Annotated in this window: 8 protein-coding genes; 3 read left to right on the top strand and 5 right to left on the bottom strand. The window is 70.4% G+C overall.

What is annotated here, in order from left to right:
• Nucleotides 1-50 precede the first annotated feature (50 nt).
• Nucleotides 51-4106 carry a type VII secretion protein EccCa gene (eccCa, locus tag ABZV44_RS00990; protein WP_354830363.1) on the bottom strand — a complete coding sequence of 1352 codons (4056 nt, stop codon included), beginning with the start codon at nucleotides 4104-4106 and terminating at the stop codon, nucleotides 51-53.
• A 79-nt stretch (nucleotides 4107-4185) separates the two neighbouring features.
• Between eccCa and eccD the strand changes: the two genes are divergently transcribed.
• Together eccD and mycP are read left to right on the top strand one after the other, a co-directional pair.
• The gene (gene eccD, locus ABZV44_RS00995) at nucleotides 4186-5646 is read left to right on the top strand and encodes a type VII secretion integral membrane protein EccD (protein ID WP_354830364.1); all 1461 of its coding nucleotides are present in this window, start codon (nucleotides 4186-4188) and stop codon (nucleotides 5644-5646) included.
• Nucleotides 5647-5657: 11 nt separating this feature from the next.
• Complete coding sequence (gene mycP / locus ABZV44_RS01000; protein WP_354830365.1) at nucleotides 5658-7127, top strand: type VII secretion-associated serine protease mycosin; 1470 nt, start codon at nucleotides 5658-5660, stop codon at nucleotides 7125-7127.
• A gap of 31 nt (nucleotides 7128-7158) precedes the next feature.
• Here the strand turns inward: mycP and eccB are convergent, their stop codons facing one another.
• Complete coding sequence (gene eccB / locus ABZV44_RS01005; protein ID WP_354830367.1) at nucleotides 7159-8646, bottom strand: type VII secretion protein EccB; 1488 nt, start codon at nucleotides 8644-8646, stop codon at nucleotides 7159-7161.
• Between the two features lie 134 nt (nucleotides 8647-8780).
• Between eccB and eccE the strand changes: the two genes are divergently transcribed.
• Nucleotides 8781-10421: a type VII secretion protein EccE gene (gene eccE / locus ABZV44_RS01010; RefSeq protein ID WP_354831595.1), complete on the top strand. Its 1641-nt coding sequence runs from the start codon at nucleotides 8781-8783 to the stop codon at nucleotides 10419-10421.
• On the opposite strand, the gene ABZV44_RS01015 is transcribed toward eccE, so the two are convergent.
• The 3 genes from ABZV44_RS01015 to ABZV44_RS01025 form a co-directional block, all read right to left on the bottom strand.
• Complete coding sequence (locus ABZV44_RS01015) at nucleotides 10418-10981, bottom strand: NAD(P)H-dependent oxidoreductase (RefSeq protein WP_354830369.1); 564 nt, start codon at nucleotides 10979-10981, stop codon at nucleotides 10418-10420. The genes eccE and ABZV44_RS01015 overlap by 4 nt on opposite strands.
• Before the next feature lie 24 nt (nucleotides 10982-11005).
• Nucleotides 11006-12241 (bottom strand): NAD-dependent epimerase/dehydratase family protein, encoded by a 1236-nt coding sequence (locus ABZV44_RS01020; RefSeq protein ID WP_354831597.1) that lies wholly within the window; start codon nucleotides 12239-12241, stop codon nucleotides 11006-11008.
• A gap of 250 nt (nucleotides 12242-12491) precedes the next feature.
• The gene (locus ABZV44_RS01025) at nucleotides 12492-13307 is read right to left on the bottom strand and encodes an S-methyl-5'-thioadenosine phosphorylase (RefSeq protein WP_354830371.1); all 816 of its coding nucleotides are present in this window, start codon (nucleotides 13305-13307) and stop codon (nucleotides 12492-12494) included.
• Nucleotides 13308-13486 lie beyond the last annotated feature (179 nt).

Below are 13486 nucleotides of genomic sequence, written 5' to 3' on the forward strand. Positions count from 1 at the left end.
ACGACGTCCGCGGTCGAGGGGCCACCGGTGGTGTCCCGGGCAGCTCGCAGTCACAAATCCGCCGCGGGCAGCCAGGCGGTTTGGATCAGATCCTCGCTTGCGCGGGTGCCGTAGGTGCCGCGGCCCGGGGGCATGAGGGCGGGCCGGGTGTTGCCGAAGAGGGTGCCCTCGTCGCGGCTGCAGCTCATGGTCAGGGATGCGGAGTTGAGTTCCTTGAGGCGGTTGAGGGTGGCCTCGTACATGGCACGGCCGGCGCCGCCGGAGCGGCGGGCCAGGATCAGGTGGAAGCCGAGGTCGCGGGCGTGGGCCAGGTGGTCGACCAGGGCGTGCAGCGGGTTGCCGGCGGCAGTGGCGACCAGGTCGTAGTCGTCGACGACGACGTAGAGTTCCGGGCCGCGCCACCAGGACCGGTCCTTGAGCTGCTGCGGCGTCACCTCGGGGCCGGGCATGCGCTGGGTGACGTACGCGGCCAGGTCGGCCATGTTGCGGGTGAACTGCGGGGCGGTGGTGCCGTAGCCGGCGAGATAGCCCTGTGGCACGGTGCCGAGCATGGTCCGGCGGTAGTCGCCCATGATGATGCGCGCCTGATCGGTGGTATTGGACGCGCAGATGGACTGCACCAGCGCCCGGAGCAGGGTGGTCTTGCCGCACTCGGAATCGCCGATGACGACGAAATGCTGGCTCGTCGCCAGATCCAGATACACCGGGGCCAGCCCGGATTCATTGATGCCGAGCGGAAAGCGCAGGCACGGCTGGTTGTTGTCCACCTCGGCGGGCCAGTCCCCCGCCAGCCGCAGCAGTTCCGCGCGCGGCAGCCGGTCGGGCAGCATGCGCACCGCCGGTGCCCGGCGTCCCGGGGTGAACCGGACGATGCCCGAAACAGCGTGCGCTACGCCGGTTCCCAGCGTCGCCGGATCCGGGTCGCCGTCCACGCGCGGCAGCGCGGTCAGCATGTGCAGCCCGTCGGCGGTCATGCCGCGGCCCGGGCGGCCCATGGGCACCAGCGCCGCGAACTTGCGCCCCAGGTCGGAGTCCATGGGGTCGCCGAGCCGCAGTTCGACGCGGGTGCCGACCTGATCCTTGAGCGCGGGCCGCGCCTCGGCCCAGCGGTTCAGCGACATCACCACGTGCACGCCGTACGAAAGTCCCTGCACCGCAAGGTTCATGACGGCCTGATCCAGCAGTTCGAACTCCTGCCGGAACGCGCCGTACCCGTCGATCACCAGGAACACGTCGCCGAACGAATCCTCGTGCACGCCCGCGGCGGTGGGACCGGCTCCCTGGCCGGCTGCGCGATCATCAGTCCCCGGGTCGGCGCGCAACCGCCGGAACTCGGCCATGGACTCCACGCCGAGCCGCCGGAAGGTGGCCTCGCGGCGGCGCACGATACCCACCATCTCGGCCACCGTGCGCCGCACTCGGTCCTCCTCCATGCGGCTGGCGACCGCACCCACGTGCGGCAGCCCCTCCAGGCCGATCATGGTGCCGCCACCGAAGTCCAGCAGGTAGAACTGCACCTGTTCGGCGGTGTGTGTCAAGGACATCGCCACGACCAGTGCGCGCAGCGCGGTCGACTTCCCCGACTGCGGGCCGCCGACGATCGCCGCATTGCCACGCGAGCCGGACAGGTCCACCACCATGGGGTCGCGGCGCTGATCGTAGGGCCGGTCGACGATGCCGATCGGAGCGCGCAGGGCCGCAATGGGATTCCAGTCCCCGGTGAGGATCGAGCGCGGCAGCAGCTGATCCAGCGTGGATGCCGCGCCGAGCGGCGGCAGCCAGATCGGGTGGGCCGGACGGCCGTGCCCGCGTACCCGCGACACCAGCATCTGCAGGTTGGAGATCTGATCCGCGTCGGCGGGGGCGGTCATCGGTTCCGGCAGGTCGGGCAGCGGAATCCGGTCGGCGGCACGGAAGTCCACGCGGCCCGCGGTGAACGGGCGTGCGGTCACATCGACGTCGCCGGACCGGGTGGCCACCGCGGCATCGCGTCGTGATCCGCCGCCGGCACAGGGTCCGGAGACATAGGCGGACCGGAACCGCTGAATCTCCCCGGAATCGGATTTCAGGTAGCCGCCGCCGGGACTATTGGGCAGGTTGTAGGCATCCGGCACGCCCAGCACCTGCCGGGATTCATTGGCGGAGAACGTCTTCAGACCGATGCGGTAGGACAGATGACTTTCCAGCCCCTTGAGCCGCCCTTCCTCCAGCCGCTGTGAAGCCAGCAGCAGATGCACATGCAGCGAGCGGCCCAGGCGGCCGATCATGGTGAACAGTTCCGCGAAATCCGGATGCTGCGAGAGCAATTCGGAGAACTCGTCGAGCACCACGAACAGCGCGGGCAGGGGATCCAGATCCGCGCCCGCCGCCCGCGCCTTCTCGTACTCGGAGACATTGGCGAAATTGCCCGCCGCGCGGAGCAGTTCCTGGCGGCGGTTCATCTCACCGGCCAGCGCGTCGCGCATCCGGTCGACCAGATCGGCCTCCTCCTCCAGATTGGTGATGATGGCCGCGACATGCGCCACCCCCTCCAGCCCGAGGAAGGTCGCGCCGCCCTTGAAGTCCACCAGCACGAAGTTCAGCTGATCCGGCGAGTGCGTGGCGATGAGCGAAAGTACCAGCGTCCGCAGGAATTCCGACTTACCCGACCCGGTAGCGCCGATACACAGCCCGTGCGGCCCCATGCCGCCCTCGGCCGCCTCCTTGATATCGAGCACCACTGGCAGCCCATCGGCCCCGACACCGAAGGGCACCCGCAGCCGCTCCCGGCCGTAGCGCGGCTTCCACGCCGTCTCGGGGGTGAAGGCGCCGATATCGCCCAGGCCGAGCAGCTGCGACCAGCTCGAGAGGACCTCGCCCTCCTCAGCGGTGGCCTCGGCGGTGCGCGCGACGGCGGCCCGATACGGCGCGAGCCGGCGCGCGGCCTGCTCGGCCTCGCGGGCGGTGATGCGGTCGACGACGGCGAAGCGCTCCATCGTTCCGGAGACCCCGCGTCCGGCGCACTCGCCGTTCTCGACCACCATTTGAATGCCCCGGGAGCCGGCCAGCCGCGGCGCGTACCCGCACAGGTCGATGACCGTCACGCCCTCGAAACCGTGCTCCCGCAGGGGATCTTCCTCGGCTTCGAGCAGTCCGCCGTCCACCACCAGCACGATCTGGGTCAGGTTCGGATCGGGCGGCTGATTGCGAGAGTACCGAACCCGGTTGTGCAGCAGGGGATTCAGATCGGCGTGCGCCTCACGGATGGAGCCGTACACCATGCGCCCGCTGCCGACGCCGTCCTCGGATTCGGGGTGCTGGGTGTGGGGCAGCCACTTCGTCCATTCCCATTCGCGGACGGTGTCCGGTCCGCAGACCACGGCGATCAGTACCTGGTCGGGGCCCTGGAACATGGCCAGCTGCAACAGCATGGCTCGCGACATGTCGCGAGCCTGGGCATGGTCGCCGGTGAGCTGGACGGCGGCGAAGCCCTTGACGGCGAGGGCGGTGGGCAGATCGGGCACGGTGGAGTGGGTGCGCACGAAGCGCCGCAGCGCGACCGCGGCAATGGGTTCGAGCTCCTCGACGGGCCCAGTTTCCGGGGCGACCAGTCTCGTAGCAAGCCTTTGGCTACCAACCCCGATGCGGGCGTGACAGAAATCCCTGTCCCCCGGCCGCCGCTCCCACATCCGCGTGGTCCCCGCCAGCATCCAGATCAGCCCGGGCTCCGGATGACTCCACTCCACGGCCGCTCGCTGCTGCGCGGCCGTCTCCTCCACATCCCGGCGGACCTGGTCCAGATAGCGCAGATAGTCCTTGCGATCCTCGTCGGCCTCGGCCGCCTTCTGCCCCTTGCCACCCTGCCCCGCATACATCCCGACCATGGAGAACACCATCATCATCGGGAACATCAGGCTCATCGGATTGCCGGCCGGACCACTCTCGGAGGTGATCATGAGCGCGACCATTCCGAGCATGCCCACGCCCATCACCACCGGCATGAGCTTGGTGAAGAGATTGGCCGGAACCGTCCGCGGAATCTCCGGCGGCGGTTGCAGGGTCACCTCGCCGCCGGGTGAGCGGGGCATCACCCGGCGCGGCCGGCGCTGGAACCGTATGGTGCTCATCGCGGAAAGTCCCCCACGAATTCGAATTGAATTGCGGCTCAGTGTACGAACGGCAACCATCATGCCGTACAGTGCGGGCGTGGCGCAGTCGCGGACCGATCACCTCGAGGAACTTCGCGGCACGGTCCGCGCGCCCGATCTGGCGCGAGTCACCATTCTGGCCAAGCACACTCAGGCCGACATGGCCATTCCCGTCGATGTGCCGGTGGCACTGGTCATCCCGAGCGTGGTCGACATGGTCGATCAGCACAATCGCGTCAACGACTTCGACCACGACGGCGAAGCGTTCGAAGCGCACGAGTGGGTGCTGGCCCGTGTCGGGCAGCCGCCCTTCTCCAACTCCCTGAGCCTGGCCGAGCAGGGCGTGCGCGACGGGGAGCTGCTCATGCTGGAGAGCGCCGAACACATCGCGCCCACACCGCTTTTCGACGACATCATGGACAACGTCGCCATCGCCGACGCCGACCACGTCCGCGGCTGGACGCCGCGCACGGCCCGGCTGACCGGATCGGCGCTGGCGGTGGCCATCATGCTGACCGGCTGTCTGGCCCTGCTGACCGCGCCCGCCGCCTTTCCCGGCTGGGTGAGCGCGATCGTGGCCACCGTCGTCACTCTGCTGCTGGTCACCGCGAGCACGGTGCTCAGCCACATGTACCGCGACCGCGCGAGCGCACTGGTGCTGGGCGGCTGCGCACTGCCCACCGCCTTCAGCGCGGGCCTGCTGTTCGTGCCCAGCCACTACGGCTGGGCCAACATGTTATTGGGCGCGGTCCTGGCCGGGGCCACCGCGATGCTGGCCTGGCGGGTGAGCGGCGTGGGGCCGGGTCTGTTCATCGGTGCGACCGCGTTGGCGTTCTTCGCCATCCCCGCGACGCTGGTGGGCCTGCTGACTGATCTGCCGGTGCACGCCATCGGCGCCGGAGCGGCGGCGCTGGGCCTGGCCGGATTATCCCTGGCCCCAAGGCTTTCCATGCTGCTGGCCAGATTGCCGCTGCCACCCGTCCCCGCACCCGGCACACCGATCGACCCCACCGAGGACGACCCCGACGACCATCGCGCCATGCCCACGATGGAGGTCTTGCGCGCGAAATCCGAACGGGCGCGCGACTATCTGGCCGGATTGGTCGCGGCGACCACCGCGGTGGTGGTGGCCGGGGCGGTCGCCGCCGTGAATCCGAGCGCCGGCACCCCGTACTGGCCGGGCCTGGCCCTCGCGCTGGTGTGCGCCGTGGTGCTGATGTTCCGCAGCCGCACCTATGCGGGCGCGGAACAAGCCGTGGTCCTGATCGCGGGCGGCGCCACCATCGTCCTGCTGGTGCTGCTCGGCGCGGCCCTCACCCAGCGACAGCCACTCACGATTTTCGGTGTGGCACTGGTGCTTTTCACGGCGGCGCTGGTCCTGGGCATCATCGTGCCCCACCGGCAGGCGCCCCCGCCCGCGCGGCGGGCGGTGGAACTGCTCGAGTACGGTTTCGTGGCAGCCGTGATGCCGCTGGTGTTCTGGGTGACCGATCTCTACGCCCTCGCACGCGGACTGTGATCGTCGACGGCATGCCGGATAAAACACTGAGCGCCAACGGTTCCCGCGATCACGCGGCGTCTCGCGGCCTGCGGGGATTGCGGGTCGCGGCAGCCGCAGCGGTCCTGGCGCTCGGTACGGCAGCCGGAACGGGAGCCGCACCGGGTGTCGCGTTCGCGGACCGGCCGCCGCCCATCGACGGGGGCCTGCTGCCTCCCGGCGGTCCGGCCGGGCCGCCGACCGAGACCGAACACCCTGCGAACTCGCCGTGCTCCAGCACCCAGGCGGGCGGTGGCGGGTCGACCATACCGCCCACCCAGCGCACCCTCGACCTTCCCGAAGCGTGGCAATTCTCGCGGGGCGCAGGGCAATTGGTGGCAGTCATCGATACCGGGGTGTCCCCGCACCCGCGGCTGCCAGGCCTGATTCCCGGCGGCGACTATGTGGCCGCGGGTGGCGACGGCACCGAGGACTGCGACGCTCACGGCACCGTCGTCGCGGGCCTGATCGCCGCTTCCGAGGTCGGCGGCCAGGGCTTCGCCGGGGTCGCGCCCGAGGCGCGGATCATGACCATCCGCCAGACCAGCGCGCTGTACCAAACCAAGGGCGCGGCCCGGGAGAAGGGCCCCGACGATATGCCCGACGGCTACGGCAAGATCTCCGCGCTCGCCGCGGCGGTGCGCCGAGCCGCCGACGCGGGCGCGCGGGTCATCAATATCTCCCTGGTCGCCTGCCCGACCACCGAGCCCGCCAGCGCGGAAATGGGCGCGCTCGGCGCGGCGGTGCAGTACGCGGCCGTCGAGAAGGACGTGGTCATCGTGGCTTCGGCGGGCAATACCGATACCTGCAAGGCGAGCAATCCGGGCCTGGATCCCCTGCACCCTGCCGACGATCCGTGGGATCACGTCACGTCGTATGTGGTGCCGGCGTGGTGGGACGCCTATGTGCTGTCGGTCGGCTCGGTGGACGCCTTCGGTCAGCCGTCGAAGTTCACCGTCCCCGGGCCGTGGGTGGGGGTGGCCGCGCCGGGCGAGAACATCGTCTCGCTGGATCCCCGCGACACAGGGCTCACCACGGCCAAGGTGACCAATCAGGGCCAGGTCGTCCCCTACAGCGGAACGAGTTTCGCCGCACCGCAGGTCTCGGGCGTGGCCGCGCTGGTGCGGGCCCGCTACCCGGATATGCGCGCCGCCGAGGTCATCGAGCGCATCGAGGCCACCGCACACGCGCCGGGCGAGGGCTGGAATCCGGCCATCGGTTACGGCACGGTCGATCCTGTGGCCGCGCTCACCGCCCAGGTGCGAAACACCGTGCCGCCCAAGCGTCCCGCCGGTCCGCGGAATCGGCAGCTCGCCCTGCCCACGCCGCCGCCCGCGCCCGACCGCACACCGCGCAATGTCGCCCTGATCGGCACCGGCGTCGTCGCGCTGCTGCTGGTGCTCGGCTTTCTGGCCTCGTTCCCGCTGCGCCGCCGGTTCGGCGTGCGCGATACCGACGCCTGACTCGGTGAGACTGTGAGACCGCCGCCTGAGCTCAGTTCCCGTTCGGCGCTGGCGTTTTCACCGGTTCCCTGGCGGGATTCGGATCGGCCGCGACCCCGTCGTGGGCGACCATGGCCGCTTCCCGGCTGAGAGTCGGTCCGGGCGCGAGCAAGCCGAGAATCTGCCACGGCACCGGTTCCGGCCGCACCCGCTCCGGGTCCATGCCCAGTGCCGCGGCGGAATCCAGATTCTGGATCCCGAACCGTACTCCATAGTCGGACACGAAGAACAGGCTGTCGTGGCGCCGGCTGTCCGGCTCGATACCGGTGGACTGCACGTACGCCCCCGAGCCCGGATTCATATAGAAGCTGTCCACATTCGGGCCGCTGCCGTCGGCCTGCGCCAGCGGAACCAGCATGGCGCGGTCGGGAATCGGTACCGCGTGCCCGGTGAGCACCGCCAGCTCGGCATGCTTGCTGCCATCGGACGTATCGGCAGAACCAACCGGTTTCCACGAGAGGCAGTCGACGGGCTGATCCTTGCCGTCCACCAGGACCGGGGCCCGGTCCGGATATTTCGACACCTGCAGCGCAGAGGAGACCGGCGCGCCGGTGCGGTCGGCCTGCGCGATGTAGTCGTCGGCGGCGCTGGCGCGGTGGGCATTCCGGATGATGTCGGCGGTCAGCGCCGAGACCGGCTGCAGGCCGTCGGGCAGCACCACGTAGTACTTGCCGTCGGTCCGCACCTGCACCACATCGCCGATCCGATGGTCACCGAGCGGGTAATCCGGTGCGGCGCCGGCATTCTCGATGCGCGGCGGAATCAGCGGCGGCACTTCGGGAATCGCATTCAGCAGGCCGTCGCTGATCGGGCGCGGGGTCCGGCCGCGCAGATCGAGGGCATCGACCACGGCCCGATCGTGCAGATCGATCCGGGCGCGCCGATCGTCGTAGATCAGGTAGGTGTGGTCCCGGCCCTGCACCAGCAGCGCCGTGCCGGACGCCATGGGAGATGCCTTGTCCGCCCGGCCCGTATCGCCGGCCAGCACCGAGGTGGTGAGAGAGCGGCTGCCGTCATTGGACAGCATGTCGCACACCGCCCAGCTGCGACCGTCGCCGCCGGTGAAGTTCAAGGAGGTCGGCGCTCCCGGTATGCCGATCAGCTGCCCGCGCGGCTTCTCGTCCAGCTCGGACTCCCGCACGGTCGCGGGCTTGACCGCGTCGCCGGCGGCCAGCCGCGCCGAGGCCAGGTTCAGCGCCGGATGCACCACATTGCCGAGCACCACGTAGACCGCGCCGGAGTCCTTGCCGATGAGGATCTTGTTGGACCCGATCCGGTCCTGCGGCCGCAGCAGAGCCAACACTCCGCAACCCGCCAGCGCGACGCACGCGAGGACGAGTCCGGCAGCGTACGCCCGCGACTGTGAACGCATGGGATCGTGCAGCATTCGCACGTCCCGGCGAACCAGGGCGTGCTCCATGCGACGGACCAGGAAGCGATAGCCGCTCACCTGCCATCGGGTCGTGGGTTTCGAAGGCATTCAAGTCCCCCGCAAGTCGTTGCGTTCGCCGAACACAGTACCTTGACAAGGACATTCATTCGCACTCGGCCGCCGCGCGAGCGCACTCGGGCAGCGCGCGCGGCCGATATCGGGGAACCGGGGGACCGACGATGATGATCGAATCCGGGGAGACGGCGACGCGGCCTTTGCTCGGCCGGATCTCCCTCGCGAACCTGATCTGGGCCCAGGTTGCCGGACTGGTCGTTCTGGTCCTCGGCATACCGTGCGGGCTGGCATGGTGGGGCGCACTCACTCTCGGCATAGTGGTCGGTCTGGTTCTTCTGTTACCCCTTGGCAAACGAACCGTTTCCGACTGGATAGCCACCGGCGGCCGCTTCCGCGCCCGGCGCGACCACCCGCCCGCCGACCTCATCGATTTCCGCGCCCCCGACGGGCGCTCGCTCGGGATCTACCGGGACGGCAGCCGCGTGGTGGCGGTCGTCGAGGTGCTCGCACCCAAGGGCGGACTGACCCGGCTCGGGCGCCGCACCGTGCAGTCCACCCACCTGGTGCCACTGCCGGAACTCGCGAAAAGCCTGAGCCGGCACGACATTCTGCTGTCCGGCATCGACATCGTCTCGCACGGCTTCCGCAGCCGCTCCGGCACACCCGCGGGCGCGATCTACGACACCCTGCTCGGCCCGCTGCCCGCCACCGCGCACCGCACGGTATGGCTGGCCATCGCCTTCGACCCGATCACCTGCCCCGAGGCCGCAACCCGGCGCGGCGGCGGGCTGACCGGCGCGGGCCGGGCGGTCACCATCGCCACCCAGCGCATCATGCGCACCCTCGAGGACGCCGGCTGCTCGGCCCGGCTGCTCACCGCGCCCGAGATCCGGCAGGCCGCCCTGCAGGTCACCGCGGGCGTCGACCCGGGCGCGCTGACCCAGCGCTGGCGCTACGCCGAACTCGGCAACGGCGTGAACATCGGTGCGGCCGTGGATCCCCGGCAGTTGGCCTCCGATCTGCTCGCCCAGCTGTGGGTGCCCGCCTCACGCGGCACCACGGTGGCCGTGCGGCTGCGGCCGGGCCGCAGCGCCGACACGGTGCGCATCGGCGCGGCCTGGCGGCTCACCGCCCGGGAGCTGCCCGCGGAACCGGTGCAGCAGCACATGATCTCCATGAACGGCCGCCACCGGGAAGGGCTGCTCGCGCATCTCCCCTTCGCCGTACCGGGCCTGGACGACACCGTGCCGACCGAGATCCGCGATATCGCCGGCATCGGGGCCCTGCAGCTGCCCTCCGCCGGATGCGGCCAGCTGCTCGGCTCCGACGACGACGGCAATGGCGTCGCCATCCGACTTGTCGGGCAGGGTATTTCGAGCGTCCATCTGGCCGGGGAGCTCTATCTCGCCCAGCAGATCGTCTTCCGCGCCCTGGCCGTCGGCGAACGCATCCTCATCCGCACCGACCGCCCCGAGGCCTGGCAGCAGCTGGTCACCACCATCGGCAATCCCGAACGCCTCACCGTCGCCGTCGAAACCCACCAATCCGACGCCGATTTCACCGCGACCCTGGTGGACGGCGTCCTGGCCCCCGCGCCCCACGCCGGCGTCACCACCATCTACCTGACCGGAGACCCGCTCGGCTGGCCCGGCACCAGACCCGACCTGTCCATCCGCCAGCCCGCCGCCGCAGGCAACCGGATCGTCCTGCGTACCGGAACCACCGAGGTGCCCCTGACCCTGGTCTCCATCCCCCGCGAGTCCACCTACATCGGACAGCCCCGCGCCGCCGTCGCGCTCGCGCGCTAGCTGCCCGGATACGGATCCGCGGCGCGGGCGGTGCGCAACGCCGCCGCCCACCAGGCGAGCTGGCGCAGCATGCGATCGGCGGCGTCGATGGCCGCGCCGTCCCGAGTCTCGCCTTCGGCATCGAACTTGCGTTTGGCCTCATGGAAACTCACGGTCTCGCGGATGGAGACCATATGGATCTCGGCGACCACCTGCCGCAGCTGCTCGACCGCGCGCAACCCGCCCGACAGGCCGCCATAGCTGACGAACCCGATGGGCTTGCCGCGCCATTCGCGCTTGACGCTGTCGAAGGCGGTCTTCAGCGAGGCCGGGTAGCCGTGGTTGTACTCGGAGGTGACGGCCACGAACGCGTCCGCGGCCCCGATCCGTTGCCGGAACGCCTGCACCTCCGGGGAATCCGTGAGGTTCAGCGGCAGCGGGGTGTCGAGGAGGTCGATGACGCCCACCTCGAAATCCGTGTCGGCGCGGGCGCGGCGCAGGAACCAGTCCGCGACCACCGGCGCGAACCGCTGGGGACGCACACTGGCGATGATGACCTCGAGCCGCAGCGGGGTGTCCATGCCGGGAGCCTATCGGCTGGGCGGTCAGCGCCGTCCGATCCCGCGCGCGGCATAGTCGGCCAGCCCCTTGGCGGGCTGGGTACGCGCGGTGAAATCCAGCGCGAGCCGGGCTCTTTCGGGATGCGCGACGATATGGCGGATATCGGTGACGCGGCACTGCCCCGTCACCACCGGGGTCGGCCCGTCCACCGCCTTGGCCATGGCCGAGGCCACCTCCCACAGCGTGAGCGGCCGCCCCGAGGCGATATTCAACGGCACGAAACCGGGCAGCCGGCGTTCCACGGCCGCGACGGTGGCCACCGCCGCGTCCCGCACGTGCACGAAATCCCGCACCTGACCGCCGTCTTCGAACACCTGCGGCGGGCGGCCCGCCATCAGTTCGGCCCGAAAACGCGCCACCACACCGGATTCCGCCGAGCGCACCCTGCGGCCGTCCGCCACCGGCTCGCCGTAGAGCTGGTGATACCGCAGCACCGCGGCATCCCCGCCGGTATTGGCGACCCACGCCAGCGCGTAGTGCTCCTGTGCGACTTTGCTTGCCGCATAGGCGCTCCGGGGCCGCAGTGGCGCGTCCTCCCCCATCGGCTCCCAGGTCAGCACCTCCCCCGACCGCGGCGCGCGATGATCGAACAATCCCCGATCCAGGTCACCGCGCCGCCGCAGCCCCGGATAGAACGGTCCGCTGCGCACGCCCCGATACCGGCCCTCGCCGTACACGGCCACCGAGGACCCGAGCACCAGCCGCGGCACCCCCGCCCGCTCCATGGCGGCCAGCAGGACGGCCGTGCCGACGTCATTGTGCGCGCCGTAGAGCGCGGCCCAGCGCATGCCCTCCGCGCCCGGCCGCGCCGCGCCGGCCCGGTCCGCGCCGAGCGGGGCGCGCACGCACGGACCGGCGCCGTGGGCGGCATCGTCGCGACTATGCTGTCCGGCCACCGAGCCGCGGCGCAGATGCGGAACGTCCTGCGGGGCCGAGAGATTCGAGGAGTCGGCGGGCACCAGCTCGATCGTGCCCCGCTGCTGCGGCAGCGGCACGGCCGCCGCCAGGTGGCAGACCACGTCGATATCGGCGAGCAGGGGCTCGAGCGCGTCCTGATCACGCACATCGAGGCGGGAAACATCATCGGGGCCAGCAGCATTCGCACCGTGGACGCTCTCGAGCAACACATCGATCGCGACAACCTCGTGACCGGCCGCCAGCAGTGCGCGGTGCACATGGGAGCCCAAGTAACCGGCCGCGCCGGTCAGCAACACGCGCACGGGGTCGGGACTGCCCGCATTCATGGTTCCAGCCTATTCGACCGGCCTCCGACGCTCGGGTCCGCTGGACAACGTCGCGACCACATTCTCATTCAGATCTCTTCGAATCAGACGCAACAACTGATTTCGCGCCGGTCAGGGTAACTCGCCGGGGACGCCCAGAATCGGTTTCGCACCCTACCGACGGCACGGGTTGCCAACGGCGGACGGCTCTCAGCCGTCCGCCGAAGGCGCGGGGAGGCGGGGGAGCTCAGGGCAGCTCGAAGGGGAGCTGGACGCCAGTGCCTGTGAGCACGCGGCACTTGTCGCAGGTGTCGTCGCCCTCGACGGCGGCGACGGCGCGGCGCACCAGCGCCTTGAAGGGGACCAGGTTGCGCTCGAACTCGGCGAAGACGGCCGCGGCGCTGACGCCCTCACCGGTCTCCAGGCCGGCGTCCAGGTCGGTCACGAGAGCGATTGCGGCGTAGCACATTTCGAGCTCGCGGGCGAGCACGGCCTCCGGGTGCCCGGTCATATTGACCAGCGCCCAGCCCTGTCCGGCGTACCAGCGGCTCTCGGCGCGGGTGGAGAAGCGCGGGCCCTCCACCACGACCATGGTGCCGTGATCGTGCGCGGGCAGCTCGTCGCCCAGGGCGCTGATCGCCGACGAACGCAGCTCTTCGCAGTACGGATCCGCGAAGGCCACGTGCACCCCGCCGGTGTCGTAGAAGGTCTGGGCGCGACCGGAGGTGCGGTCCACCAGCTGGTCCGGCACGGACACGGTGCCCGGGCCCCAGTCGGCACGCAGGCTGCCCACCGCGCACGGACCGAAGATGCGGCGCACGCCCAGCGAACGCAGGGCCCACATATTGGCCCGGTAGGGCACGGTGTGCGGCGAGAACTCGTGTTTGCGGCCGTGCCGCGGCAGGAACGCCACCGCCCGCCCCTCCACCTGACCGATGGTGATGGGCGCGCTGGGCGCGCCGTAGGGGGTCTCGACCTCGACCGTGGTCGCATCATCGCCGAAGAAGTCGTAGAACCCGCTGCCTCCGATGATGGCGAGCGTTGCCCGTGGATCCTCACTCATGTCCACGATTCTCGCGCATGCGCGCACGAGTGGTGGGACCAGGGCAAACCATGTACCCTAGGGGGGTATTAATGCCCGGGAGTGAGGACAGCGCAGGTGACCAACGACAAGACCGCGACCACAGACCCGGCTGCACCCGCCGAAGCCGCCGAGTCCTGCCACGACCACGCCACCCACGG

Source organism: Nocardia sp. NPDC004860 (assembly GCF_040609015.1).
Taxonomy (GTDB): domain Bacteria; phylum Actinomycetota; class Actinomycetes; order Mycobacteriales; family Mycobacteriaceae; genus Nocardia.